Below are 25,958 nucleotides of genomic sequence, written 5' to 3' on the forward strand. Positions count from 1 at the left end.
GTAACAATATCTTCTGAGTTTTTTTATTATTGTTTGAAGTTTGTGATGGCTGTTGCGAATTGATCAATTACTGGAATTGTACTCGTTTTTGTGTCTTCGGTTAGTATTGTAAAAATCAACGTTTCACCATTTTTGGTCTTCGCATAGCCAGCAAGTGATTTTATATTTTCTAAGCTACCCGTTTTTGCCATTATATTACCTTTTGCAGGGAATCCTTTCAATCGATTCCGCAGTGTTCCTCCAATAAATCGATCCGATTCGCCCGCTACTGGAAGGCTCTTATAATAAGTATTATACCAAGGTTCGTGACGTACAACATAAAGTAATTGAGATAATTGTTCGGAAGTAATTTTATTGGAGTAAGACATTCCTGATGCATCTTCAAATTTCCACTGCTTACTTTCTAGACCAACGGATGTTGCATATTCACGCATTACGCTCAACCCTGCATCCCAACTACCTTCCCCATATTTTACTTTCCCCATCTCTTTGGCTAACATTTCTGCATGTGTATTATTACTTAACTTCATAAATGGGATGATTAATTCTTTTAATGGCATTGATTTTCTCGAAACTAGCGCTTTAGCTTGTTTTGGAGCCTTTCCTTGGATAACTTTGGACGAAGGGATAAATGTAATACCTTTTGCTTTTAATGAACTTTTAAAAACATCCAGTGTATACAAGGTTGGATTTGTCACTGAAATCCATTCTTTAGTTCCTGATGTACCAATCGGAGAGTTCCCAGTAATCAATACCTTATTTGTACCAACTTGCCGCGTTATTTTTAAGGTGTTTTTATAACCTTTTGGTACAGTTTTAGATTGATTGACCACCTGCAATACACTTGTTACAGGAGTTAATGATACTTTCGTAGCTCTACCATTCACCCCAGGCTTCGCTTCCACTATTACAGACCCAGCATCAAAGTCTCCATTTGGCGAAAGAGTAAGCGCTGAAATTGGCGCTGCGTAATAATATGGCTCGTCCTCTGCTAAAATTCCTGCGGATAATCGTACAGAATCAAACCAAGTATCATCACCAATTAAATTACCCGAAATTTGTTTAATCCCTTGTTTCGCTAATCCATCCGCAAATTTGTCGAGATGTGATATTAATAAAGTCGGATCTCCTTGACCACGTAAATACAAGTTGCCATTTAACGTTCCCTTTTTCACATTACCATCTGTTAAAACAGCTGTAGAAAAACGATAATTTTCACCTAGTGTATCCAAGGCAGCTGCACCGGTTAACAATTTCAGCGATGAGGCTGGAGTTATTCCTTTGTCCGGATTATAATGATAAATCACTTCTCCAGTAGACGCCTTTCTAACAGTCACGCTTGTATTTGCATTTTTCATCCTACTATCTAACATAATATTATTAAGCGTACTTTTTAAATTTGAATAAGTAGTAGCAGCTTCAACGCTAGAATTATCGGTTACAGGAATAATTACTGATCCACAAATCATAAAAGCAGCAACGGCACTAACTAAGAATTTTCGCCAAATTTTCACCTTTTACCTCCCAAGTTTTATTATGTTATTCACACGTTGCACTATAACTTTGAATTAGAATTTGTCCAACTCAATTCGCTATTCAGTTGTGTTTCTTCCACCCACTGAATAAGGTTAAAATGATATTACTATTCTAACACCAAATTATCAGATAATACCGTATTTTTTTCAAAAAAGACAAAATACGGCATATTTTCCTAGTAGACAATTTCTCCTCCCTTGTATATAATCTAATTAACTACTTTGCAAAGCAAGGTAGTCAATTTTTAGCTAGCTATTATGTTTTACAAGATAGCTGTCGTGGAGGCTCACTTATGTCAATCAGAAGTCAACTCTTAAAAGGAATTTTAGACGGATGCGTGCTTGCTGTAATAGAAAAGGAAGCTGTTTATGGATATGAACTATCCGAAAAACTGCAAGAAATTGGTTTATCGGATGTTAGCGAGGGCACAATTTACCCTGTTTTATTAAGACTTCAGAAAAACAAACTCATTATCGGAGAAATGAGACCTTCCGATTTTGGTCCAAATCGAAAGTATTATTCTTTATCAGCAGCAGGTAAAGAAGCTCTTGAAATCATTTCAGAGGAATGGAATTTATTATCAGTACCGATTAACACCTTATTATCAAAAGGAGGAAATACGAATGAAAGCAAGTGAATTAATTGAGCAAAACAATCAAAAAAGAGAATTGCTAACAGAAGAAAATGAAAAATATTATTCTGGGTTGCTGCTTTATATACGTACTAAACTAAGTCTGTCTGAACAACAGTCAGAAGAAGTATTAATGGAAATGTTAGATCATTTAATAGAAGGTCAACAAGATGGCAAAACAGCGAAAGATATATTTGGAAATGACCCAAGAGGTTATGCAGACGAAATAATTAACCATCTACCAAAAGAAGAAAGAAGAAGCATGACTAAATTTCTCAGCCAAATAGCAGTTAACTTACTTGGATGGTTTTTGGTAATACGGAGCTTTGCTACTCTCTTAATAGGACAAGAGAGAGCTTCTATAGTCTATATCATCCCTTCTCTTCTTATTTTCCTATTGATTGCAATATTAATTGTTATTGGAGTAAAAGTAATTTTTGGTTTAATTCATAAAACAGCTTTCGACCAAAATTCAAGTGATAAGAAAATGATGGCGCAAGCGGGCTTATTTGGAGGAGGGAGCTTCTTAGTTGTGATGGTAGCTAGCTATTTCCTCAAGGATTTCGGTCCTTCCTTTGTACTTCCATGGAAGGTTTCACTTGGAATGGGTGCAATTTTATTACTAATTTCCTGGTTAATGAAAAAAGCAACTAATTAATAAAATGAAGCTGCTCAAAATCTTTGAGCAGCCTTTGTTTATCGCCCTCCATCTAAAGGAGAAAGCGCTCTAGTTTGATCGATGTAAATAAAAGCATCATATCGTCTTCCTATTTTAGATGGTACGTAATTGGCATATGCCTCATAATCCGGATTGTATTCCACCCCTATTGCTCGGTGCCCTATCCAGTCATTAAATAAAGACCTGTTTTCTTCATTAAAAATCAATAATTTATCAAATGCTCCTGCGTTATGCAATGCATCTTCCCAAGATTCTTTACGTGCAGGCGGAACGTCCATTATTTTATAAGGATATCCCCATTCATCCGCTGCAATAACTGTTCCTCTATGCGTACCAAAGCCAACTGCAAATACATTTTCCTTTCTATTTTCCTGGCGAAGAATCTGCCCGACATTGATCATACCAGATTCTTTCATATCCGTAGCAGATGCGTCCCCGATATGTGTGTTATGCTCCCAGACTATAATTTTTGCATCTTTCCCATGATAGTCCATTATTTCATTGATTGCCTCCACCATATGTTCATCACGAACATTCCATGACAATTCGTCACTGCGAACCATTGCCCGGTAATATTCCTCCGCATTTTTGGCAACCATTGCATTTATTTTTAAATTTAGGTCAGATTCTTTTTCGTCCTTATAATTGTCCTCGTGAGCACGTATGGAAGACACTAATTTAGAAACCTCGTCTATACAGGCATCTGAAATATCCAGTGAAGAAAATGCATAGGTTTCCGGATGGCGATTAAAAGGTTGAAAACAAGCGAGTGCCTTTTTTGCAAAAGCTAAATCCGTCCCTTCCGGATTTGTTTTACTTAGATATGTAACCACTTCATCTAAGGACTCCCACAAACTATATATATCAATTCCATAAAAGCCGACTTTCTCCCTTTTTTGCTCGTTGTACATTTTTAGCCAACTAACAAATTCAGCAGTTTCTTCGTTAGCCCACATCCAAGTTGGCCAACGTTCAAATTCCTGAAGAACTTCCATTACATCACTTGGTTCTGTCGTATAGCCCTTAACAAACCTATTAATATGCTGTGTTGATGGCCAATTCCCTTCAATTGCAATTATCGAAAAACCTTTTTCTTCTATTAAACGTTTAGTCAATTCAGCTCGGACGGTGTAAAACTCTGATGTACCGTGACTAGCTTCTCCTAGAAGTACAATTTTCGCATCACCAATTGTATCAATTACAGGCGTTAAGTCCTTTTTTGTTTCAAAAGGCAAGGCATATTTTTTAATAGATTCTTCAAGAGAAACCAACGAAACCACTCCTTTCATTAAAGCTTGAGTCAATTCATCTAATTTCATTCATTATAATCAGTACCGTATTGTTACTGAGCTGCATATGCTGATTTTAGTGCTTGAATCCATCTTTTTCTTAGGAGGGACTATGATAAAGCGATTAATTTTCATTTTAGGTTTTAGTCTAGTGTTTGCTTTAAGTGCTTGTGGTGACCCTGTGCAAGATGATTTACTTAACTATATAAACAATGAAGTAAAGGCATTAGAAGAACTAGAAAATGAAGCAGTGACGGAATACGATAGTGTTATTGGAGAAAATTATGTGGATGACGAAACAACATACATCCATATACAAGATGTTGTCATACCGAAATATAGAAAGCTTATAGAAAAATTAGAGGAAATTAGACCCGAAACAAAAGAAGTGAGAGAGATACATGAACTTTATATAGAAGCTAGCAACATGCAGTTTAATGGTATAGTAACCGTTTTAGCAGCAATTGATGCTCAAGATTATGATAAAATCAACGAAGCCAATCAAATACTTAATGAAGGTAGAGAATTAATGCGCCAAACTCTAAATGAAATAGAAGATTTGGCTAAAGAACATAATGTTACACTGACCGATCAATAGTTAGCTAGGGGAATGATCTCATTAAACATCATTCCCCTTTCCTTATTTCACGCAAGAAAAAGCCAAGACAACAGGAATTCTTTGTCTTCTTTTGAATTCATCTTCGCTACTAAAATGTTCAAGCTTTGGCTCACCTTCTCGTAAGTCGACTATTTGGAACCCAGCTCTAACTAACGCTTGAAAGTATTGCTCAATTGTTCGGTGATATTTAATAACGACTTCATCTATCCATGGTTCTTTTCGTTCCCCAGCGATGAAGTAATCATCTACGATCCAGCTCTCCCGTCTATCTCCAGCCTTCTTACTCTCAAAGGATGAAGTAGTAAGTGGATGTTGAACGCTAAACACAAACTTTCCATTTTCTTTTAATGTATTATGCACGTTGTTGAACAATTTTTGAATATCCTCTACGTAATGTAGTGCAAATCTAGAGGTTACTAGATCATACTCATTTTGGGAATAACGAAATGACTCCATTGATTCCAAATGGATTGCCCCACTCATGCCAGAAATTTGTTGAATAGCAGAAGCTGCCATTTGTTTAGAACCTTCTATACCGGTGTAATACTTTGCTCTTTTTTCCAGTAGTTCTTTTCCAAATCGAGCATCCCCACAGCCTAAGTCAAGAATTGTTTTATTAGTAATATCTCCAACCAATTCATATATAATTGGTCCTTCGATAGCATTATTGGGACTGTCCTTTCTTCCTGTTCTTTTCAAATAGCTTGAAAAGAATTCCGATTGGTCGTAAGCACTAGAGCCTCGGTAGTCCATTAATTACCCTCTTTTCTTCTATATAAATCCTTCGTTTTATAACCTTCTCCAAGGATTTTCTCCATTTCAAGCAGTCTTTTTTCTTGGGTTTCTTTACGTTTTGCACTATATACATAACGTGCCCAATCCTTTTGATAACCAGGTGTTAATTGATTATAAAAATCGAGTAATTTCTCATTCCGCTCCAAGTATTTTATAATATCCCCCACATTGTCAATATAATCATCTACACTTTGACTGTTCGGAGTTGTTGTACTTTTTTTCTTTTTCTTTGGCACTGACTTTAAGCCTACTACAGTAAAAATATCATTCATACTAACCATTCTAGAAAATTTCAAATCACTACCAGTCACGTATCCTTCCTCATCTGGCGAAATCGTATTGATCATATCGTCTCGATCAATATATTCCTTATAAGTTGGATTATTCTTTTTAGGATAAGCAAAGAATAGATAACCGTTTTTCTCTATTAATTGCTTTTCGATCATTACCTTTAAATAATTCGTATAATCCTCCAGATTATAAACAAATATATAAGCAAGATCATATTTACTTTCTTTAATGTCAGTATCATATTTCATTTCATCGAAATCACTAATATCTGATGGCACGTGAAGTATCAACTTTTTCAAATATTTTTCTAGGTTTAATTTTTCAGTAATTGTTTTTGTAGGCATTTTCATTTTCTCCTTTCACAAAGAAAGTCTTACACTCATTATAGAATAATAACGCCCAAAAGTTTTGACAAAAGCAAAAGCATGGTAGGATAAAATTAATGACCTATATCGAAAGAACAGGTGACCTATGAAGACGTTAATAAATATACTCCTAAAAAAACAATGGATTATATGGAGCGGACTATTACTTCTAATTCTATTTCTTTTATTAAATAAAGATTTAATCTCCATGCTATTAGATGGGGATGTCGAAGGTATCAGAAGCTACCTAAATAAAAACATGGAATTTGCATTATTCTTCCTATTTATTGTTATGCTCATCCAAAACTCATTTACTGTGTTTCCCCTCATCCTTGTCATTACAATTAATATTACTTTGTTTGGATTTATAAATGGGTTTTTATGGAGTTGGTTAACAAGTGTCGTTGCCTCTGTAATTGTCTATTACTCTGTTCGTTATATTTTCCAAGAATTTATCATGGAAAAATTCAATCCGAAGTTAATTAAAAAAATTGACGAAAATGGTTTCACCTATGTATTCCAAGCAAGAATTTTCCCCTTTGTACCAACGAGTATCATAAATATTTTAGCAGGGCTGAGTACTATACGATTATTCCCGTATTTGTTAGCAACCTCAATAGGTAACCTTCTTTATTTCTTTGTTCTAGCTTTAATACCAGCAGGGATTTTGTCTGCAGAATGGGATGAATATATGATTTGGGTAATCATTATAGCTGCCGTTGCCCTATATTATTTAATTAAACTTGCGAGAAATAAAAAAAGAAAAGCAGTTACTTTAGATAAGGATAACATGGATTAAATCCGAACATATTACTACTGTGTTTTATTACTAAAGCATATACTTTGAATTCAAGGCATTTAAGTTTTATACTAAATATGTACAAAAAGTGACAAAATTTTATTTGAGGAGGAACTTATTATGGCAACAGAAAACAAAGTAATTATTGTTACAGGTGGCGGTAGTGGAATTGGACGAGAATCAGCGTACAAACTAGCAGAGCAAGGTAACACAATTGTAATTGCTGATTTTAATGAAGCTGGTGCAAAGGAAACAGTCGCTCAAATTGAAAAAAGTGGAGGTAAAGCAACCTCTTATAAATTAGATGTTTCAAAAGCAGAAGAAGTTGAGGCATTAATCAATTTCACAGTTGAGACATACGGTACATTAAATGGAATTTTCAACAATGCCGGTATCGGTTTAGTTAAACCTTTCTTAGAAATGGATCCTGCATCTTATCATAAAGTAATCGATGTCGATCAACATAGCGTATATTATGGTATGTACTATGCAGCGAAAAAAATGGTGGAAATCGGTGCCAAAGGAGTATTCGTTAACACTGCATCTATTTACGGTACAATGGCTGCTAAAGGTAGCTTCAATTATAACGCCGCAAAAGCTGCAGTGGTGATGATGTCCAAATCAGCAGCTTTGGAATTGGCTGAACATGGTATCCGAGTAAACGGTGTTGCACCAGGATTCATTGATACTCCTATCCTTGGTGAAGATAAAGAAATGAAAGACTATTTAGCTGCGCAACATATGCACAATCGATTAATTCAACCACAACAAGTAGCAGAAGTTGTTGCCTTCTTATTCTCAGATGCAGCAAGTGCTATTAACGGTCAAACAGTACCTGTAGACGATGGATTCTTAAGCTTTAAATAGATAGTCCAAATTTGAGATGGAGGGAGTATATCGTTCACTCCCTTCCAATTTTTTAGATTCCTATTACTGATCGTTATCCATCTCTTCCTTTAATTTCTCAAGGAAAAAGTGCAAGAATAGCTTATTTTAACTTGTTGTCCCCTGCTTGGGGACAACTTTTTTTATGGATGTAATAGAACTTTTTTGGTACATTATTAACAATAAAAAATAGGAGCGAATACATATGAAACTTGCAATCATTACTGACATACATGGCAATGAAATGGCGCTAGAAGCAGTTCTTCAAGAAATTGATCAGCATGGGGATATAGAAGAAATTTGGTGCCTCGGAGATATGATTGCAATGGGACCAGAAACAAACGAAGTACTATTTACTCTTTGCTCGTAGCGATATTCGTATGATTACAGGTAACCATGATGAAGCCATTTTGTCCTTATTGGCTGGCGAAGGACACCCCGAAAGTTATAAACATACACGTGAACATCACGTCTGGATTGCAGATCAATTATCTTTAGACCATATAGTAAAGCTTAAGCAACTTCCTCGAATAATAGAAAAAGAAGTAAATGGCTTCAAGATTATCGGTATTCATTATCATATTGAATTAAGTAAGCGCAATGCACATATTAAAGATAAACCTTTTTACAGTATATTAGAGCCAACTTTAGAAAATATGGAAAAAATGTACAAAGATTATCCAGCTGATATTATTTGTTTTGGGCACAATCATCCCGAGCATTTTTTTCATAATGAGCAGCAGGTCTATTTAAACCCTGGTGCTCTTGGGGTTTCAAAAGGAAATACTGCTCCTTATGGAATAATTGATTTCACAAAAAGTAAACCTACTGTTCAAATTAAACACGCTACCTATGATAAAGAAGCTTTCATCCAAAAGTTCAACACGCTCCAAGTTCCTCAAAGAGAAATAATGTTAAAGCTTTTTTACTTAAAAAACTAACCCAATCATAACTTTTGACATTTTAGTAGTTCCCAACCCCTCTTTTTATTTCTACATATGCTATTTTGAAGGATAAAAAGGAGGAAAATTGAGTGTTTGGGAAGTTTCGAAAAAGACAATGGCAGCAAGATTATCCTTGGGGACAAAGCCCATATGGTCAGCAAGGGTTTCCTGGGATGCAAAGCCCATATGGTCAGCAAGGATATCCTGGGATGCAAGGCCCATATGGTCAGCAAGGATATCCTGGGATGCAAGGCCAATACGATCAGCAAGGATATCCTGGGATGCAAGGCCAATACGGTCAGCAAGGATATCCTGGGATGCAAGGCCAGTACGATCAGCAAGGATATCCTGGGATGCAAAGCCAGTATGGTCAGCAAGGATACCCTGGGATGCAAGACCAATACGATCAGCAAGGATATCCTGGGATACAAAGCCAGTATGGTCAGCAAGGATATCCTGGGATGCAAGACCAATACGATCAGCAAGGATATCCTGGGATGCAAGACCAATACGATCAGCAAGGATATCCTGGGATGCAAAGCCAGTATGGTCAGCAAGGATATCCGATGCAAGGCCAATACGATCAGCAAGGATATCCTGCGGGGCAAGGCCAATACGATCAGCAAGGATATCCTGCGGGGCAAGAACAATACGATCAGCAAGGATATCCTCGGATGCAAGATCAACAAAATCAACAAGGTCATTCAAATTGGCCGTACGGGTATAGAATGCCAGACTAAATAATGAGTTCTTAATTTATTTTAATAAAATTATATTTATTCCCTCCCAAGTGGAGGGATATTTTATTAATTATCAAATAAATATCTAAAATGATATTTATTTGATTATCTTTGTTAATTTGATGCTTTAAATCATTAAAGCGCATTGACTAATTTCAGAATATTTTCTATACTAAGAAACATTATATTAGGATAGGAGTCTTGAAAGGTGAAAGATTTTTTCAGCAAGTTATTAACTGGAATGAGTATCGGAATTGTTGTAGCATTAATTCCAAATGCATTATTGGGAGAAATATTAAAGTTATTGATTCCACATTATCCTGTTTTACAGCATTTATTTGATATTACTGTTTTTGTCATGAGTTTGTTACCAGTAATGATTGGTGTAATGGTTGGAATTACTTTTAAACTTACACCTATTCAAACTGCAAGTATCGGAATTGCTTCAATGGTAGGAAGTGGTGCTGTTCAAAAAACGGCTGATGGATTGTTTGCCCTTCAAGGGATTGGAATTGTCATAAACACTGGTGTTACTGCGGCACTTGCAGTTTTATTCGTTCAATTAGTTGGAGATCGATTAAAAGAATATTCAATTCTTCTTATTCCAGCACTAAGTATATTGATTCCTGGAATGCTTGGGTATTTACTATTACCATTTATGAAAAAAAGTACTGGATTGCTAGGACAAGTGGTTGCACATTTAACTACATTACAACCTGTTGTGATGGGAGCAGTTATAGCCGTGGTTTTTTGTCTCATCATACTTTCACCAATTTCTACAGTTGGGGTCGCTACTGTTATTATGCTATCTGGCATCGGATCAGGTGCAGCAAATTTAGGTATAGTTGCTACGGGAGTTGGTCTAGCAATTGCGAGCTATAAAGCAAATAGCCTCGGCACTGCTCTTGCACACGTATTAGGTTCACCTAAAATTCAAATGAAGAACTTTTTTATGAAGCCACAAATTGCTTTTCCTATGATAATTACTGCTGCAATCCTTGGTGGATTAGCAGGGGTTCTAAATATTCAAGGAACACCTTATAGCGCTGGATTCGGACTATCAGGATTAGTTGGTCCATTAAATTACATAAACTTGGCAGATGGTGGATGGACTATTGAGAATATCACCATTATGTTAAGTACTTTCTTAGTTCTTCCGATTGTTTTAAATATCGGACTCATCTATGTATTCTCACGTAAACTAAAAATGATTAAAGCCAATGACTATAAATTAGATTTTGAATAAACGAGAAAAGGATATCCACATATATTCCTTTCAGACGTGAACAAAATCGAAAAAAAGTTATCTATAGTCCTTTTATTTGGATTTGTTAACCTTCTTGGTGTATTAAACAAAATTAAGAAAAATATTAAAGGCAGTGGAATGAGCTCATTCCACTGCCTTTAGTCTTTAATCTGAAAGGATATCCTTTTTCTTATTTATAAAAATCATTTGGAATAGGTCCAATTGTTCTTCGATGATATAAAAGTGGTTCTTTATTATAGTTTTTAATATCGATTACTTCTCCAATCATAATTGTATGATCGCCCGCTTCGACTTGTTTAAATACTTTGCATTGTAAAACTGCGAGCGCATCGGTAAGTACTGGTAAATTAATATCTGACTCCTTCCAGTCACATTGACCAAATCGATCCTCTACCTTACTTGAAAATAAATTACATAGATCACCTTGATTTTCCGCTAAAATATTTACTGTAAATTTGTCTGCCTTTAAAAAGTCATTATAAGAGTTCACTCTCTTATCAATTGACCATAAAATTAGCAAGGGCTCTAAAGAAACTGATGCAAATGAATTAACCGTCAACCCCATTGGCTTACCTTCTTGATTAAATGCTGTTACAACTGTGACACCTGTCGGGTAATTTCCCATAGCGGCTTTAAAACTTGCTATTTGTTCCAATTTATTTTCCATTTACGCAACTTCCATTCTCTTTTCTTTTTAGCATATCAAAATCATACTACTCTTTCACACATTTAGATTCTCCACCACTCTTTGTTTAAATAAGCATAAAACAGGGTAAAGTTAGTTATAGCAAATAAACAATAATGGAGGAATTTAAAATGACAGTTAAAGTATCTGTAGAAAATGCCGTTCAAGCCAAACAAGAAATTGAAAAATTTGAAACACAAGGATACTCACGAGATAATATTCATATTTTCGCTCATTTTAAAGAAAGAGCAGATAATATCAACGACGCTTTAGATACTAGTGATGTCGGAATAAAAGAACAAGGTATTTTAGAGTCGATGAAGAACCTATTTACTTCCCGTGGCGATGAGTTACGAAATAAAATGGAAGCAACTGGCTTATCAAAAGAAGAAGCTGCAGCTGCTGAAAAAGAGCTTGATCAAGGTAAGTTAGTTATTGTTGCTCATAATTGATTCATGTATATGTAAATCCCATTCCCCTTCATTGGGCGAATGGGATTTTTATTTGTATTTTTTATTAATTTGATGCACAATTATAAGAACGAATGTTTTATTTTTTTACAACAATGGGGTGGAATTATTTGAAACCAGTTATACTAGCTGAAAAACCTAGCCAGGCAAAAGCATATGCTGATGCTTTTTCAGTCAAAAGACATGAGGGCTACTTAGAAATCAACCCATGCCCTATTTTCCCTGAAGGTGCCTATATAACCTGGGGTGTAGGCCATCTTGTCGAATTAAAGGAACCAAAAGCATATGATCCAAAATGGGATAAATGGTCATTGAACAGTCTTCCCATTTTACCAGATAATTATGAATTCCAAGTCGCAAAGGGGAAATATAAGCAGTTTACCATTGTGAAAAAACTTATGAAAACAACGGATACAATTATAAATGCATGTGATGTTGACCGTGAAGGATCAAATATCTTCTATAGCATTTATAATCATACAGGAGCTAGAGGTAAAACAATTAAACGATTGTGGATTAATTCCCTCGAAATCGAAGAAGTACGAAAAGGCTTTTCCAATCTACAGGATAATCGAAAAGATTTACTTTTATATGATGAGGCAAAGGCTCGCCAAATTAGTGATTGGCTTGTTGGAATGAACGGATCTAGGCTTTATTCTCTTTTATTACAATCACAAGGCATTCGAGAAGTTTTCCCCATTGGTCGTGTTCAATCACCAACTATTTACTTAATTTATCAACGTCAATTGGAAATTGAGAACTTTGTATCTGAACCATTTTTTGAAGTGGAAGCAATATTTACTGCTACAAATGGTACCTATAAAGGGAAAGCAAAAGCGAAAGAGCCAAAACGAGAAATCATTCAGGAGCTTCTTGCTAAACATGCTATTCAACCAAATTCACCTGGGGTAATAACTTCTGTCGAAAAGCAGGAAAAACGCACACCTCCGCCTCAACTCCATTCATTATCGACGTTACAAGCAACAGCCAATCGATTATGGAAAATGAGTCCAGCTAATGTATTAAAGACAATGCAGGGATTGTATGAGAAAAAGCTTGTTACCTACCCTCGTACGGATTCGCGTTATATTACACCAAGTGAATTTTCTTATCTATCATCCAAAGTATCCGATTATCAACAGCTGATCGGACACCCCTTCCCTGTTACTTCACTCGCTCCAAAAAAGCGATATGTGGACAGTTCAAAAGTACAGGAGCACTATGCAATTATACCGACGAAGAAAATACCTTCGCAGTCTGTACTTGCCGGCATGTCGAGTATGGAAAGAAATTTATATGAAGAAATTGTCCGTACAACGCTTGCAATGTTTCATAATGATTATTTGTATACAGAAACGAAAGTGACAACTGATGTAAATGGGCTTCCCTTTTTCACAACTGGAAAAACGGAAAGAGAAAAAGGTTGGAAGGCATTATTTATTCGTTCTGCTAAAGAGAGCGAAAAAGAGGAACCATCACTCCCTCCTCTATATGACCAAGAAAAAGTAGAAAGCGATATCGGTATTAAAGAGGGAAAAACAATGCCTCCCAAACCTTACACAGAAGGTCAACTCATTGCAATGATGAAAACCTGTGGGAAATTGGTAGAAGATAAAGGGGAAACTGAAATATTAAAAGAAGTAGAAGGTCTTGGAACAGAAGCAACCCGAAGTGGAATCATTGAAACAATTAAGAAACACGGCTATATTGATGTAATAAAAAATATTGTCTCTATAACAAATAAAGGACGAGTTCTTTGCCAAGCTATTGAAGGTAACCTTCTAGCAAGCCCATCTATGACAGCAAAGTGGGAAACGTATTTACGAAAGATTGGCAATGGCGAAGGTTCTCAGGAACGTTTCCTTCATAGTATTGGGAAGTTCATAAACAGTTTATTACAAGAAGTCCCTACCCAATTAAAATCGAAAAATATTGATATCAAACTCATTCCGCCTACTACATCAAGCTCTAAATATACTAAATATAAACAAGAGCCAATTGTGCTATGTCCAAAATGTAAAGAAGGATCTATCGTTGCACGAAAAGGATTTTATGGCTGTACCAATTATAAACAAGGTTGTACACAAACCTTTAATGGATTCTTTTTAAAAAAGAAGATTACACCAAGCCAGGTTAAGCTGCTTTGTACAAAAGGAAAAACAAATATGATTAAAGGATTTGTTGCAGAAAATGGGAAAACCTTTAATGCTAGCCTTGCACTCGTCGAAGGCAAGTTAAAACTAGATTTTAAGGAATAAATGTTAAGGGAAGCCAACAATACAATTTATTAGAACGCTTCGACAAATATTCTAGCTCCAGATTGTTTCCAAATGTATGCAAGAATTACACTTCGCTTCTACGTATGCTTGGCTTCAGCTTTCTCGTCATGCTCGTTGAGGACAGTGAAAAAATCTTTATAGCTAGTAAGTGAGCAATTTATTGTTCACTTACTAGCTTTTTTAGATGGGAAACGTTGATTTACGTTCCAGGCGGGCGCGTTCCGCGGGGTGAACGATGAACCATCACCGCCCCTACGGGTACGTTGTGATGGTTCATCTGTCTCACTGATCCCGTCGGAGTCGCCGCCTTCCACTACAATCAACTAGTATATGGCTAGAAAAAAATATTCTAACTAAAAAATCCTCCGCTTGAGGTCATCTACTGGTGTCATATCTAAGCTTTATTTCAAAGGACATATCGTTATTTGGAAAACTCAACTAACACTGTATACAAATGACTATCTCACTTAAAGGCACAGAAAAAGTCCCCAAAAGGTATCTTTAGTAAGTGAACAATTTATTGTTCACTTACTCGTTCTTTCGATGGGAATCGTTGATTTACGTTCCAGGCGGGCGCGTTCCGCGGGGTGAACGATGAACCATCACCGCCCCTACGGGTACGTTGTGATGGTTCATCTGTCTCACTGATCCCGTCGGAGTCGCCGCCTTACACTACAATCAACTAGTATGTGGCTAGAGAAAAAATATTCTATCTAAAAAATCATCTTGTTGAGGTAATCGTCTGCGGGGACTATTTAAGCATGGAGCTACTTTTGCATTGTATCTAAAGCGAATAAGGAAGCTAATAGATAAAGCAAGAAGACACTTTCTGTTAATAGTCGAACAGAAAGTGCCTTCTTTTTTGTGAAAACCAATACGCTATAAAAAATGTAAGTTTTTAAGCGCCCCCACTCTCGTTCGACGTAATTTTGTCTACAGTCTGACCACCTAGACAAATATCCAAGCACTTTTTCTATTATTTAATTATTTTATCTTCCAGATTGCATTTTATAGTTCCTAAAAATCATACCATTTGACTTCCTCATCCCAAACTTTTCATAATAAGGAACTAAGTCATCGTCACAGCATAAATCAATCATATATATGTCTTCTAGCTCTATTAACATCTGTTTTACTAATTCCTTACCAATGCCTTTATTCTTGTACTCTGGTAAAACTTCTAGAAAAGGAATATAGGCAGAAAGAACCCCATCGCTTATTGCTGTAACGAATCCAACTATTTGCTTTGTATTATCATCAATAGCAATAATCACCTTACTACTTTTCTTTAACAGATTTAAGTGAGTTTGTAGATTTGGCGGATTAAGCCAATCTACAAAAAAACCCTTTAACATTTCAGAAGAAATACCCTCGAGCGAATTCTTGTAAATCATTATATATCAGCTCCTAATTTGTATTAAATTTATAGGTAGATGACATATATCAAAAGTAAAGTAACAAGAGTTTTACCTCCAAGCTTTTAAGTAATATTGTAAGATAATATCAAAAATGTTTTTCAGCAAACTGAAAAGCAAAACATGGATGTGTGTTTGCAGCATGATGAGTCGCCCATACGCCTGAGAGGCTCACAACCTGAAACACCCTTCATACAGTCACTCCTTTAAATCACTTTCCACTACAGGACTTAAAAAGGAAAAGCATATGCGGTATTCCCCATACGCCCAGCTGTCGTTTCAGCCTGTGACAAAGAATTTAATATTGCTTCTTCTGTAACTTCTGCTGCTGCTTGAAAAAGATTATTCATTAGGGGTTGATCATCTCTCAGTTGCTCTCTTGTTTCCACAATTTCCTTTGAAAAATGAGAAATCTTCTGTGCGGTGGAAAAAGCAATGACAATATCCCCGCTTCCATTACTAAAATGACTTCCTGTTCTACCAAGGCCAATACCACATCTTTTAGCTAATCGCTTTAACTGTCTACTACTTAGTGGAGCATCTGTAGCCAGAACAATAATAATCGATCCATCGGCCGGTTTTAGAAAGTTAGTGATTTCTTTCTGTTCGGCTACTTTATAATTGTTACTTTGAAAATCATCCTTACTCCCAAAATTACTTAGAACGATACAACCAAGTGTATAGGTTAAGTTGCTATTTTCTTCTTTAACAAGTCGAGAAGAAGAACCTATTCCACCTTTATAGCCAAAGCATATCATGCCTTTTCCTGCTCCTACCGCACCTTCTTGAGAGGCATCTGGTGAAGCTTTTTCAATACACTCTATTGCATGCTTCGGCTGAATTGGTAATTTACGAATGGAGTTTAATCTACTATCATTACACTCTCCCACAACGATATTAATCGTGCCAGTAGTGTCCCCTATTTCCGGATTACTCTCCAGCATATATTCCAATGTCCCTTGGGTTACTGCTGGTACAGCAAAAGTGTTAGTTAACATAATCGGCGATTCAATAAGTCCTAATTCATCTACTTGAACAAGACCTGTTGTTTTTCCAAACCCATTTAATACATAACTAGCTCCAACTACTTTTTGTTTGAATAAATTATCTCCATGCGGCAATATTGCTGTCACTCCAGTGCATGCATACTCCCCTTCACCTAAAGGAATATCTAGTGTTACATGGCCCACTTTTATACCTTCAACATCTGTAATACAATTCTTTTCTCCCACTGGAAGACGACCTATCACGACTCCTCTTTTTCTAATTTTTTTTGGTTCAAATTCATTCACAGGTCCTTCCTCCCAATAAAAGCATAATCAAATGTAAGACATTTAACTAGTTGAACTTGCAATCATAATTGAACTTCTTATCAATCGATAACACTCTAGTAAATTGTCGTTCTCAAAAGAAATAGCGAGTGGTTCAATTCTTTTCACAAACGGCAATATCTCAACTGCATCTGTGAAACCTGTATTTAAAAATTCTATTTTTATTGTATATGGTGGATCTATTGTAAAAGGTTTAATTTGCCCATAATGTAAAATTGCTTTTTTAGTACCTTCTTTTATTAACTCTCTTGCTTTCATCGGATGTAAATTTAAAGCTGTGGTGCGATTAATCGTTTCTTTAACAATTGATTGATAAATATTAGGAATACATTCTTCTGCCTCTTTTACAGTTAAATTACAGCCTGAAATAAATATTACCGGGACATTGAAGTAACCTGCAACAAGTGCATTCAAACCAAATTCTCCAAACTCCATTCCATTTATTTCGATCGATTTTATTACTTTTCCATTAAAAGTGTGATTCAGAATCCCATTTTGTCCCATTTTAGTGTGATAACCAATAAAAAAGGCAGCGTCAAATTCTGAACTAATTCCCTCCATCATTGCTAACTTTTTTGGAGAGCCTAGAATAAGTTCGGAATTAAGATGTAATTTTTCATGATAAATATTTCGCATAGTTCCGTGAGAATCATTCACAACTATTCTTTTTGCCCCTACTTCCAATGCCCCGATAATACAAGCATTAACTTCTTCAGTCATTAACATTCTTGCGTAATCATGTTCTTTTCCATCTCGTGATGTATGCTCATTATGTACTACCCCAGAAACACCTTCAATATCTGCAGAAATAAAGATATTCATTTTTTCTCCTTAAGATAAATTATTTTAATGTTAATAATTTATTTCTCGATACAACCCTGATAAATTTTTTATAGCAAAATCTTTATGGTACTTTAAGAAATCCTCCCCTTTATCTGATATCTTCGCTCCTCCTCTTCCTTGACGTGCATTTATTAAACCTAAATATTGCAATACCTCCATACGGAGTCTTAGTTGCTGATCAGTCAAATGAATGCCATTTTCGCGTAATTTCAATTTTACTTTCGTCCTACCAAAGGATTCAAAGTTTTTCTTACCTTCTTTATAAATTTCTAATATCTCCATACTTTCTTCTAGGAAACCATGTTCTTCTATTTTATTAATAATTAATATTATTTCTTTCTCAGATAAAGTCATTTCAGAATCTGTTCGAGTATTTTCTGATAATTGCTCACTATCTTGTTTCATTAATGATTTTTCATAATGAAAGTTTTGCTTTGCATATAATCCTTCCGCTAAAGATAGTTGGGATTTAATAAATCTATTCATTAATGCATACCTATCAGAACCCTCGTTTAAGAGATTAGCTATTTTTAAAATTGTTTTAAAGTCTAAAGTCCTTGGACCGATATCAATCACATTTTCAAATTGTTTAGGAACTAGCCCCATTTCTCCGGGAGTAACAATAACATCCATATCAGATGGAATTGATTGCATTAAGTCGTATGCAATATATTCATGTTCAAAGTAAATATTCTCGAGTGAAATGGCCGTTTCTTCCGCACGTTCAACAGTGTCGTTAATAACTAGAATTTGGCGTCCTTTCGGAAGTTTAAGTAACTCTTTTGTACCTATAATATTTACTTCTCTATTCGCTACTATAACTGGACATGAGTCTGGAATAAAAGGTCGAGTAATGCCTTTTAGGGTTTCTTTTGATAAAACAACAATATCCTGTTCCGTAATAATATTCATCGTTAGTTGTTGTATAGTTAAGGCAGATAATTCTATTTTATCGCCAAGAATCTCCAATAATTGATATGCAATAATATTTAAATAACTCTCTTGTCTAGAGATAACATGAACTTTTCTTTTCAATTTAATCATCTAAACTACCATCCAATTCTTCTGCAAAATGACATGCTACAAAACGTCCTTCCTCTATTTCTCTAAACTCAGGAACGCGCTCTTTACATACTTGTTGTGCAAATGGGCATCGAGTGTGGAATGTGCATCCCAAAGGAGGATTGGCTGGACTTGGAATATCTCCTTTTAAAATGATTCTCTCTCTCTTTAGAGAAGGATCAGGGATTGGGACTGCACTTAATAATGCCTTTGTATAAGGATGCAGGGGATTTTCAAATAATTTATCCCTACTCGCCAACTCTACAAATCTACCTAAATACATGACACCTACTCTATCAGAAATATGTTCAACTACACTTAAATCATGGGCAATAAACACATAGGTTAATTTGTATTGTTCCTGTAAATCTTTTAATAAGTTAAGTATTTGTGATTGAATAGAAACATCCAGCGCCGAAACCGGTTCATCCGCAATAATTAGTTTTGGATGCACAGCAAGGGCCCTGGCAATCCCTATCCGCTGACGTTGACCTCCACTAAACTCATGCGGATAACGATCTGAATGGTATTTATTTAACCCTACTACTTCCAGTAATCCTTCAATTCTCTCAGCTCGCTTTTCTTTACTAAAGTTATGTACGATTAGTGGCTCTTCAATGATTTCTTTTATTGTTAAGCGAGGATTAAGTGAAGCATACGGGTCCTGAAATATCATCTGAAACTCTTTTCGAAAAGGTCGAATCTGATCATCATTTAAATCAGTAATATCTTGCCCTTCAAAAATAATTCTACCTTCAGTAGGTTCTAATAACTTCATTAGTACTCTTCCAGTCGTAGATTTTCCGCAACCACTTTCTCCAACAATGCTAAGGGTTTCTCCTTCTTTAACAAAGAATGATATTCCATCAACAGCTTTGACAAACTCTTGATTCCTATTAAATATGTTTTTCTTCAGTGGAAAGTATTTCTTAACATTGTGTACTTCCAACAAATTTTTTTGCATTTTGAGACACCTCCTCATTAAGCCAACATTTGGAAAAATGCTGGAACGAAACTTCTTTAAACTCTGGCTCTTCTTCCCAACATATATCCATTGCAAACTTACACCGAGGTGCAAACTTGCAGCCTTCAGGCATGTTTGATGGAATAGGAACGTTTCCAGGAATTGACTGTAAACGTTCTACCCTTACACCAATCTTCGGAATAGATTCCAATAACCCTTGTGTGTATGGATGTTTAGGATTTTTAAATATTGAATGAACATCACTTTCTTCAACTGCACGACCTGCATACATTACAACCACTCGATCACACATTTCTGCCACTACTCCCAAATCGTGCGTTATTAGTAGAATTGCAGTGTTTGATAGCTTAGTTAGATTTCTCATCAAGTCTAAGATTTGTGCTTGAATCGTCACATCTAAGGCAGTTGTAGGTTCATCTGCTATTAAGACTTTAGGACCACAAGCCATTGCCATAGAAATCATTACCCTTTGCCTCATACCACCTGAAAGTTGATGCGGATATTCATGAACAATTTTTTCAGGTCTTGATATACCCACCGCTGTCAACATTTCAATTGCGCGTTTTCTTGCCTGTTTTTTTGAAAACTTCAAATGTAAAATAATTGCTTCTTCCAATTGACGTCCAATTTTATATACTGGATTTAAAGATGTCATTGGTTCTTGAAATATCATCGCAATATCATTACCTCGAATTTTTCGCATTTGGTTTTCATTGGCTTTTGTAAGATCTTTGCCTTCATAGAAAATTTCTCCACCAGCAATTTTCCCAGAAGTATCTTTTAGTAATCCCATAATAGATAAAGACGTTACACTTTTACCACTTCCAGACTCGCCAACGATTCCCAGTGTTTCCCCTTTAGCAACCTTAAATGAAACTCCATCTACTGCTTTAACTACACCAGAATCACTTGTAAAGTGTGTTTGCAAGTTGTTCACTTTAAGTATTGTGTTATCCATTATCCCCATTCCTCTCCATACAGTTAATCTTTTATCTTTGGATCGAGAGCATCTCGCAATCCATCCCCTAGTAAATTAAATGCAAGTACCGTAACGAAAATCGCTAATCCTGGGAAAATGGTTACGTGTGGGGCGATATTTAAATAGTCTCTTCCTCCACTTAACATGGCTCCCCATTCTGGTGAAGGCGGTTGCGCTCCTAATCCAAGAAAACTTAAACTTGCTGCAGTTAATATTGCTGAGCCAATTCTCATTGTAAAATAAACGATAACGCTAGACAGTGTACCGGGAAAAATATGTTTCCAAATAATGCGTCTTGGTTTTGCACCAATCGATTTTGTAGCTTCCACATATAATGTTGACTTCACTGAGAGTGTAGAGCTTCTTACAATTCGAGCGAATACTGGTACACTGAAAATAGCTACCGCAATAATTACATTACCAAGCCCAGGACCTAATATTGCTATAATACCAATTGCCAGTAATATTCCAGGGAAAGCAAACAATACATCACAAATTCTCATGATTATTCGATCAATCCATTTACCATAATATCCTGCTATTATTCCTAAAAATGTACCTCCAATAGCTCCCAATAATACTGAAGTCAGCCCAACGTATAAAGATATCTGTGTACCCGCTACAATACGGCTAAATATGTCCCTCCCATATGGATCCGTTCCAGCCCAATGTGTTGTGGACGGTCCTGAGAGTACATTTTCATAATCAGGTTCTGCAATATCGTATGGGACAATGAACGGTCCGATAAGAGCAAGTAAAATCAGAAAGATAACAAAAAAGAATGATATGAACGCAAGCTTCTGTTTTTTAAACTTTCTCCAAAACTCTGAAACTGGAGTTCTAGCAGTACTTTTATCTAATGTTCTTTGCAAATATTCTTCTTTTTTTGACAGTTTTAGTTCTACCATTCTGCTCCCCCCTACTCATATCGGATTTGCGGATTTAATACACCGTATAACAAATCAACAATTAAATTTATTAATATGAATTCTAAAGCAAATATAAGCATTTCAGCTTGTATAACCGGATAATCCCGATATGCGACTGAATCAATTAGTAGTTTTCCAAGACCTGGCCAACTAAAAACAGTTTCAATAACAACAGATCCACCTAGTAGAAACCCAAATTGCAAACCAGTCATCGTAACAACCGGGATCATTGCATTTCGTAGCCCATGACCCCAAGTAACTTTATGCTCACTCAATCCTTTAGACCTACCCGTTCTTATATAATCCTCTTTTAAAACATCCATAAGGGAGGACCTTGTAAACCGAGCAACGACCGCTGCAACTCCTGTTCCCAAAGTAAAGGCAGGTAAGATATAGCTTTTCCAGGATTCAATTCCACCAGTGGGAAACCAACCTAATGTAACTGCAAATAATTGAATAAGCATCAGACCTAGCCAAAATGAAGGTAAAGATAATCCGGAAACCGCACCAAACATACCTAAATAGTCTTGCCATTTATTTCTTTTAGTTGCGGATATTACTCCAATTAATAACCCAACAGCAACAGCCCAGACCATACTCCAAAAAGTTAACCAAAAAGTAGGCATAAATCGGTCACTAATTTCTTCAATTACTGGTCTTTTAGTCTTTAATGATGTCCCCAAATCTCCTTGAAATAAATTTGTTATATAAGATACGTATTGTTCTAAAATGGGTTTATCTAAACCTAATTCTTTTTTAACTGTCTCTACATCTTCAATGGTTGCATCTGCACCAGCAACAAGTCGTGCGGGATCCCCTGGTATCATATGTACAAAAAGAAAAATGAAAATAGATACCAGAAACAATATCGGTATAATTTCGAGAAGTCTTTTTATAAGAAAATGAAACAAATTTATTCACTCCTTTGTGAAAAATAGAGCGCTATATTTAAATATATAGCGCTCTTTTTGAAAATTCTTACTCAATTTCGATATCTGTAACACTTAATGAACCATCCGGTAAAAGATAAATTCCTTTTAAATAATTCTTCTTACCTGCCATCGTATTATCTGTTGATAAGAAAACCCAAGGAGCATCTTTCCAAGTTTTCTCTTGTGCTTCTTTATATGCTTGTGCTCGCTTATCCGAATCCGCAGTTTTTAGTGCAGATTGAATCTGACTGTTTACATCTGAATTATTATAGTAAGAGACATTATAAGAATTTGGTGGATATGCTTCAGTTCCACCTAGAAGTGGACGAATTCCCCAATCTGCATCACCAGTTGATGGCGACCAACCACCGTAGTACAATTCAATTTCTGCATCATCTGCATTTTGTACTGACCAAATTTTATCAGATATAGTACCAGCTTCCATAGGGACAACTTCTACTTCCACATTCACTTGTGCTAATTGTTGTTGAATGAATTCCATTGCTTTTATAGCGCTTGAGCTATTTCCACCCCATAATTTCGCTTTAAAACCGTTCTCTAAACCAGCTTCTTTAAGTAGGCTTTTCGCTTTTTCTATATCAAAATTATATGGATCTTGCTTTTCATAGTACTGTACATCAGGAGCTATAATTGAATCTAATATATTCCCATGACCATTCATAACTACTTTAATAAATGCTTCTTTGTTAATCGCATAATTTAATGCTTCTCTTACCTTAAGATCATCATACGGTGCTTTCAGTGTATTCATAGACATGTATCGAACAATAATAGAAGGTTTACTTTCTATTTCAATTCCATTCTTTCCATTAATACTATCTGCCTGTTCAGTAGGGACTGGAAAAATAAAGTCTGCTTCCCCCGTTTGTAGCATTGCAATTCTAGAACCATTTTCAGATACAGGTCTAAAAGTAATAGAGTCTACTTTTGGCAACCCTTCTTTCCAATAGTCTTCATTTTTTATAACTTCTAGACCTTCACTTGGTTTCCATTCAACGAATTTAAATGGACCAGTACCAACTGGATTTCTAGCAACTTCCGCTCCAAATTCCTCTAATGCTTTTGGACTATGAATTAGCCCCGCAGGATGAGCAAATGTGTTAATCATGGCACCAAATGGCTCTGATAAGGTGAACTTAACTTCATATTCACCTATAACCTCAGTTTTTTCGATTAAACTATAAAGGCTATGTCTTTTTAGACCACTATTGGGATCTGCAAGCCGATCAAAGTTTACTTTTACTGCCTCAGCATTAAATGGTGTACCATCATGAAACTTAACATTTTGGCGCAACTTAAATGTGAATTCAGTTGCTTCCTCATTTGATAAATATTCTTCTGCTAATATCGGTATAACTTTCATGTCTTTATCAAAACCAACTAACCCTTCAAGCATTGTCTTTTGAGCTGATCCTGATAAAGTGTCATTTGTATCGTGTGGATCCATTCCTGTAAAATTATCCGCAACTGCTATAACAATATCCTTTCCCTCTTTAGCAGCTTTTTCTGCAACTTTCTCTTCACCATCATCTTTTACACCTGAATTATTCGAACAGCCCGCTAATACTAAAACCATCATTAAAGCTAGTAAAGATAATAAACGATAAGCATTTTTCATCCGCTTTTTCCCCCTTGTACATATTTTTATGATAAATGCATTATGCATTTTCCAACGAAAAAGATGGACGTAACTGCCCAATTACTTCTTGCCTTGCATTCTTTAATTCTGGATAGTGATACTCCTTTAGAAGTTTACTTTGCTCTTCAGTGATTAAATTAAGTTGTTTTAGAACTTCGACTGCGACTGAAGAAGTAGCTCGACCATTACCATCTTCAATTTTTATAGCAATACCAATTCCCGTTTCAATATCTCCAATACAGTAGACTCCCTCTGCCCCGGCTTTTCCGAACATCCTTCCTTTTTCAATCTTCATAAAGTCAGTGCAAAAACGATTTGTACCCCCGACCATTTCAGGTTCCTCCATCATTGCAGAAGTAATTCGCTCTATTGCTTGTTTTCGTTTTGCAGGAAGTGATGCGGGATTAGCTAATTTAGCAAAACCCAATGCCAATTTTTTCAATGGAATACCGTGTACTGGTACACCACAACCATCAATACCAATCTCTATTTCATCTAATGGTATTTCACAAAGATCACTGATTACTTCAACTATTCTTCTTTGTACAGGATGATTAATCTTATAGTAATCTTCTAAACTCTCTCCCATAAATTTAGCTGTAGATAACATTCCGCAATGTTTCCCAGAACAATTATTATATTCAGCAGTAACTTCTTTTCCGGATATCATTAATTCCTCATATTTTTCTTGCCATCTTGGTGGATGTGTTCCACATTTCAAGCTGTCGATTGATTCATCTAAGTTCTTCAAAATCATTCTTACTCGATTAGTATGCTGATCTTCTCCATTATGGGAAGCACAAGTTAACGATAAATCCGCCTGACTAAATTGGTAAAAATCAGCTGCTCCCGTTTCAACAATAGGAATCGCTTGCAGTGGCTTCATAGATGAACGAGCAAATGTCACTCTGTTCGGATTTCCATTAGAGTAAATGAGCTTACCTTCACTATTAACAACTGCAATATGTCCCCAATGTTCACTTTCAACAATGCCGCCTCTTATTACATCAACTAAATGTTTTGCAACCATAATTGCACCTCTAATTATCTGTATTTTCTAATAATATATCTCACATTCCAACCTTTTACAACTTATTTATTAAAAATTAAAAAATATTAAAATATTCAGTTACTTAATAGTGCTTTATTTTGGTTTTATAGGTTGTATTCTGTTAATGTGAAAAAGGTTAACCCTTTGAGAGGTTAACCTTTTCTATTTAATTACTTATAACTTTTTCATCTATTAATGGTTACTTGTTTTAATCGTACATTTTTATTTATAATTTCTGCACCAGCTAGAGCTAGCTAATCCTCTTATGCCTTGTAACTCGATACTTTTAAAATCTGCAAAGTCTCCTGCATCTAATAGTAGTGTATTTTCATCTTTAAGATGACTGATTAGGGTAGCAACTTTAGCGAAATTGTCAAAATTGCTGTGAATATCATTTGTATGTAAAATTTTTAATTTCATAGGTTCCTCCGATTTAAATGTCTTTGAATATTCTACCATATTCTGATAATTCATTGAAATCGTTTCTCTCATTCAAT

General features: G+C 35.6%; 27 protein-coding genes. 11 read left to right on the top strand and 16 right to left on the bottom strand.

The window, feature by feature from the left end:
• Positions 1-26: 26 nt before the first annotated feature.
• The gene (gene dacB / locus WAX74_RS05255; RefSeq protein ID WP_336496608.1) at positions 27-1,514 is read right to left on the bottom strand and encodes a D-alanyl-D-alanine carboxypeptidase/D-alanyl-D-alanine endopeptidase; all 1,488 of its coding nucleotides are present in this window, start codon (positions 1,512-1,514) and stop codon (positions 27-29) included.
• 314 nt (positions 1,515-1,828) lie between these two features.
• Between dacB and WAX74_RS05260 the strand changes: the two genes are divergently transcribed.
• Positions 1,829-2,173, top strand: coding sequence for a PadR family transcriptional regulator (locus WAX74_RS05260; RefSeq protein ID WP_336496609.1), 345 nt, complete (start codon positions 1,829-1,831; stop codon positions 2,171-2,173).
• Positions 2,160-2,825 (top strand): DUF1129 family protein, encoded by a 666-nt coding sequence (locus WAX74_RS05265; RefSeq protein WP_336496610.1) that lies wholly within the window; start codon positions 2,160-2,162, stop codon positions 2,823-2,825. Before WAX74_RS05260 ends, WAX74_RS05265 begins: the two co-directional genes overlap by 14 nt.
• A gap of 38 nt (positions 2,826-2,863) precedes the next feature.
• Here the strand turns inward: WAX74_RS05265 and WAX74_RS05270 are convergent, their stop codons facing one another.
• Positions 2,864-4,117, bottom strand: coding sequence for an erythromycin esterase family protein (locus WAX74_RS05270; RefSeq protein ID WP_336496611.1), 1,254 nt, complete (start codon positions 4,115-4,117; stop codon positions 2,864-2,866).
• Positions 4,118-4,247: 130 nt separating this feature from the next.
• Here WAX74_RS05270 and WAX74_RS05275 point away from each other — a divergent pair, with 130 nt between their 5' ends.
• Positions 4,248-4,733 carry a hypothetical protein gene (locus WAX74_RS05275; RefSeq protein WP_336496612.1) on the top strand — a complete coding sequence of 162 codons (486 nt, stop codon included), beginning with the start codon at positions 4,248-4,250 and terminating at the stop codon, positions 4,731-4,733.
• Between the two features lie 42 nt (positions 4,734-4,775).
• Here WAX74_RS05275 and WAX74_RS05280 read toward each other — a convergent pair whose 3' ends face one another.
• Positions 4,776-5,507 carry a class I SAM-dependent DNA methyltransferase gene (locus WAX74_RS05280; protein ID WP_336496613.1) on the bottom strand — a complete coding sequence of 244 codons (732 nt, stop codon included), beginning with the start codon at positions 5,505-5,507 and terminating at the stop codon, positions 4,776-4,778.
• A complete protein-coding gene (locus WAX74_RS05285; RefSeq protein WP_336496614.1) occupies positions 5,507-6,184 on the bottom strand; it encodes a YdeI/OmpD-associated family protein in 678 nt (225 codons plus the stop codon). Before WAX74_RS05285 ends, WAX74_RS05280 begins: the two co-directional genes overlap by 1 nt.
• Positions 6,185-6,311: 127 nt before the next feature.
• Between WAX74_RS05285 and WAX74_RS05290 the strand changes: the two genes are divergently transcribed.
• From WAX74_RS05290 to WAX74_RS05315, 6 genes are all read left to right on the top strand, one after another.
• Positions 6,312-7,004: a TVP38/TMEM64 family protein gene (locus tag WAX74_RS05290; protein ID WP_336496615.1), complete on the top strand. Its 693-nt coding sequence runs from the start codon at positions 6,312-6,314 to the stop codon at positions 7,002-7,004.
• 120 nt (positions 7,005-7,124) lie between these two features.
• Positions 7,125-7,871 (top strand): SDR family NAD(P)-dependent oxidoreductase, encoded by a 747-nt coding sequence (locus tag WAX74_RS05295; protein ID WP_336496616.1) that lies wholly within the window; start codon positions 7,125-7,127, stop codon positions 7,869-7,871.
• Positions 7,872-8,094: 223 nt separating this feature from the next.
• Positions 8,095-8,259, top strand: coding sequence for a metallophosphoesterase family protein (locus WAX74_RS05300; RefSeq protein WP_336496617.1), 165 nt, complete (start codon positions 8,095-8,097; stop codon positions 8,257-8,259).
• Positions 8,210-8,830 (top strand): metallophosphoesterase family protein, encoded by a 621-nt coding sequence (locus WAX74_RS05305; protein WP_336496618.1) that lies wholly within the window; start codon positions 8,210-8,212, stop codon positions 8,828-8,830. The genes WAX74_RS05300 and WAX74_RS05305 overlap by 50 nt, the downstream gene beginning before the upstream one ends.
• A gap of 92 nt (positions 8,831-8,922) precedes the next feature.
• Positions 8,923-9,573, top strand: coding sequence for a hypothetical protein (locus WAX74_RS05310; protein WP_336496619.1), 651 nt, complete (start codon positions 8,923-8,925; stop codon positions 9,571-9,573).
• 208 nt (positions 9,574-9,781) lie between these two features.
• Complete coding sequence (locus WAX74_RS05315; RefSeq protein WP_336496620.1) at positions 9,782-10,819, top strand: PTS transporter subunit IIC; 1,038 nt, start codon at positions 9,782-9,784, stop codon at positions 10,817-10,819.
• A 190-nt stretch (positions 10,820-11,009) separates the two neighbouring features.
• On the opposite strand, the gene WAX74_RS05320 is transcribed toward WAX74_RS05315, so the two are convergent.
• Positions 11,010-11,507 (bottom strand): flavin reductase family protein, encoded by a 498-nt coding sequence (locus tag WAX74_RS05320; protein ID WP_336496621.1) that lies wholly within the window; start codon positions 11,505-11,507, stop codon positions 11,010-11,012.
• 149 nt (positions 11,508-11,656) lie between these two features.
• On the opposite strand from WAX74_RS05320, the gene WAX74_RS05325 reads away from it, so the two are divergent.
• Both WAX74_RS05325 and WAX74_RS05330 read left to right on the top strand, forming a co-directional pair.
• Positions 11,657-11,977, top strand: a complete 321-nt coding sequence (locus WAX74_RS05325; protein ID WP_336496622.1) for a YflT domain-containing protein — start codon at positions 11,657-11,659, stop codon at positions 11,975-11,977.
• 113 nt (positions 11,978-12,090) lie between these two features.
• Positions 12,091-14,253 (top strand): type IA DNA topoisomerase, encoded by a 2,163-nt coding sequence (locus WAX74_RS05330; protein ID WP_336496623.1) that lies wholly within the window; start codon positions 12,091-12,093, stop codon positions 14,251-14,253.
• 1,010 nt (positions 14,254-15,263) lie between these two features.
• Here WAX74_RS05330 and WAX74_RS05335 read toward each other — a convergent pair.
• The 11 genes from WAX74_RS05335 to WAX74_RS05385 all read right to left on the bottom strand — a co-directional run bounded on the left by WAX74_RS05335 (position 15,264) and on the right by WAX74_RS05385 (position 25,881).
• Positions 15,264-15,668 (bottom strand): GNAT family N-acetyltransferase, encoded by a 405-nt coding sequence (locus WAX74_RS05335; RefSeq protein ID WP_336496624.1) that lies wholly within the window; start codon positions 15,666-15,668, stop codon positions 15,264-15,266.
• A 251-nt stretch (positions 15,669-15,919) separates the two neighbouring features.
• Positions 15,920-16,981, bottom strand: coding sequence for a P1 family peptidase (locus WAX74_RS05340; protein WP_336496625.1), 1,062 nt, complete (start codon positions 16,979-16,981; stop codon positions 15,920-15,922).
• Positions 16,982-17,023: 42 nt separating this feature from the next.
• Positions 17,024-17,842, bottom strand: a complete 819-nt coding sequence (locus WAX74_RS05345; protein ID WP_336496626.1) for a M55 family metallopeptidase — start codon at positions 17,840-17,842, stop codon at positions 17,024-17,026.
• 30 nt (positions 17,843-17,872) lie between these two features.
• Positions 17,873-18,907: a winged-helix domain-containing protein gene (locus WAX74_RS05350; protein WP_336496627.1), complete on the bottom strand. Its 1,035-nt coding sequence runs from the start codon at positions 18,905-18,907 to the stop codon at positions 17,873-17,875.
• The gene (locus WAX74_RS05355) at positions 18,900-19,889 is read right to left on the bottom strand and encodes an ABC transporter ATP-binding protein (RefSeq protein WP_336496628.1); all 990 of its coding nucleotides are present in this window, start codon (positions 19,887-19,889) and stop codon (positions 18,900-18,902) included. Before WAX74_RS05355 ends, WAX74_RS05350 begins: the two co-directional genes overlap by 8 nt.
• Entirely contained in the window at positions 19,855-20,868 is a 1,014-nt protein-coding gene (locus WAX74_RS05360) for an ABC transporter ATP-binding protein (RefSeq protein ID WP_336496629.1), read from the bottom strand. Before WAX74_RS05360 ends, WAX74_RS05355 begins: the two co-directional genes overlap by 35 nt.
• 23 nt (positions 20,869-20,891) lie before the next feature.
• The gene (locus tag WAX74_RS05365; RefSeq protein WP_336496630.1) at positions 20,892-21,797 is read right to left on the bottom strand and encodes an ABC transporter permease subunit; all 906 of its coding nucleotides are present in this window, start codon (positions 21,795-21,797) and stop codon (positions 20,892-20,894) included.
• Positions 21,798-21,808: 11 nt separating this feature from the next.
• Positions 21,809-22,729 (bottom strand): glutathione ABC transporter permease GsiC, encoded by a 921-nt coding sequence (gsiC, locus tag WAX74_RS05370; protein ID WP_336496631.1) that lies wholly within the window; start codon positions 22,727-22,729, stop codon positions 21,809-21,811.
• A gap of 67 nt (positions 22,730-22,796) precedes the next feature.
• A complete protein-coding gene (locus WAX74_RS05375; RefSeq protein ID WP_336496632.1) occupies positions 22,797-24,389 on the bottom strand; it encodes a glutathione ABC transporter substrate-binding protein in 1,593 nt (530 codons plus the stop codon).
• 40 nt (positions 24,390-24,429) lie between these two features.
• Positions 24,430-25,440 (bottom strand): asparaginase, encoded by a 1,011-nt coding sequence (locus tag WAX74_RS05380; protein ID WP_336496633.1) that lies wholly within the window; start codon positions 25,438-25,440, stop codon positions 24,430-24,432.
• Positions 25,441-25,683: 243 nt separating this feature from the next.
• On the bottom strand, positions 25,684-25,881 hold the full coding sequence (locus WAX74_RS05385; protein ID WP_336496635.1) for a metallophosphoesterase: 198 nt from the start codon (positions 25,879-25,881) through the stop codon (positions 25,684-25,686).
• Positions 25,882-25,958 lie beyond the last annotated feature (77 nt).

Origin of the sequence: Psychrobacillus mangrovi (genome assembly GCF_037104765.1) — a bacterium.
GTDB lineage: Bacteria > Bacillota > Bacilli > Bacillales_A > Planococcaceae > Psychrobacillus > Psychrobacillus mangrovi.

What these genes read in the sequence shown, in the direction of transcription:
- WAX74_RS05345 (WP_336496626.1), bottom strand. Translation starts at nt 17,842, where the DNA reads ATGAATATCTTTATTTCTGCAGATATTGAAGGTGTTTCTGGGGTAGTA.
- WAX74_RS05350 (WP_336496627.1), bottom strand. Translation starts at nt 18,907, where the DNA reads ATGATTAAATTGAAAAGAAAAGTTCATGTTATCTCTAGACAAGAGAGT.
- WAX74_RS05290 (WP_336496615.1), top strand. Translation starts at nt 6,312, where the DNA reads ATGAAGACGTTAATAAATATACTCCTAAAAAAACAATGGATTATATGG.
- WAX74_RS05300 (WP_336496617.1), top strand. Translation starts at nt 8,095, where the DNA reads ATGAAACTTGCAATCATTACTGACATACATGGCAATGAAATGGCGCTA.
- WAX74_RS05335 (WP_336496624.1), bottom strand. Translation starts at nt 15,668, where the DNA reads ATGATTTACAAGAATTCGCTCGAGGGTATTTCTTCTGAAATGTTAAAG.
- WAX74_RS05320 (WP_336496621.1), bottom strand. Translation starts at nt 11,507, where the DNA reads ATGGAAAATAAATTGGAACAAATAGCAAGTTTTAAAGCCGCTATGGGA.
- WAX74_RS05365 (WP_336496630.1), bottom strand. Translation starts at nt 21,797, where the DNA reads ATGGTAGAACTAAAACTGTCAAAAAAAGAAGAATATTTGCAAAGAACA.
- WAX74_RS05380 (WP_336496633.1), bottom strand. Translation starts at nt 25,440, where the DNA reads ATGGTTGCAAAACATTTAGTTGATGTAATAAGAGGCGGCATTGTTGAA.
- WAX74_RS05280 (WP_336496613.1), bottom strand. Translation starts at nt 5,507, where the DNA reads ATGGACTACCGAGGCTCTAGTGCTTACGACCAATCGGAATTCTTTTCA.
- WAX74_RS05375 (WP_336496632.1), bottom strand. Translation starts at nt 24,389, where the DNA reads ATGAAAAATGCTTATCGTTTATTATCTTTACTAGCTTTAATGATGGTT.
- WAX74_RS05355 (WP_336496628.1), bottom strand. Translation starts at nt 19,889, where the DNA reads ATGCAAAAAAATTTGTTGGAAGTACACAATGTTAAGAAATACTTTCCA.
- WAX74_RS05275 (WP_336496612.1), top strand. Translation starts at nt 4,248, where the DNA reads ATGATAAAGCGATTAATTTTCATTTTAGGTTTTAGTCTAGTGTTTGCT.
- WAX74_RS05385 (WP_336496635.1), bottom strand. Translation starts at nt 25,881, where the DNA reads ATGAAATTAAAAATTTTACATACAAATGATATTCACAGCAATTTTGAC.
- WAX74_RS05295 (WP_336496616.1), top strand. Translation starts at nt 7,125, where the DNA reads ATGGCAACAGAAAACAAAGTAATTATTGTTACAGGTGGCGGTAGTGGA.
- WAX74_RS05330 (WP_336496623.1), top strand. Translation starts at nt 12,091, where the DNA reads ATGGGGTGGAATTATTTGAAACCAGTTATACTAGCTGAAAAACCTAGC.
- WAX74_RS05285 (WP_336496614.1), bottom strand. Translation starts at nt 6,184, where the DNA reads ATGCCTACAAAAACAATTACTGAAAAATTAAACCTAGAAAAATATTTG.
- WAX74_RS05260 (WP_336496609.1), top strand. Translation starts at nt 1,829, where the DNA reads ATGTCAATCAGAAGTCAACTCTTAAAAGGAATTTTAGACGGATGCGTG.
- WAX74_RS05265 (WP_336496610.1), top strand. Translation starts at nt 2,160, where the DNA reads ATGAAAGCAAGTGAATTAATTGAGCAAAACAATCAAAAAAGAGAATTG.
- WAX74_RS05325 (WP_336496622.1), top strand. Translation starts at nt 11,657, where the DNA reads ATGACAGTTAAAGTATCTGTAGAAAATGCCGTTCAAGCCAAACAAGAA.
- WAX74_RS05360 (WP_336496629.1), bottom strand. Translation starts at nt 20,868, where the DNA reads ATGGATAACACAATACTTAAAGTGAACAACTTGCAAACACACTTTACA.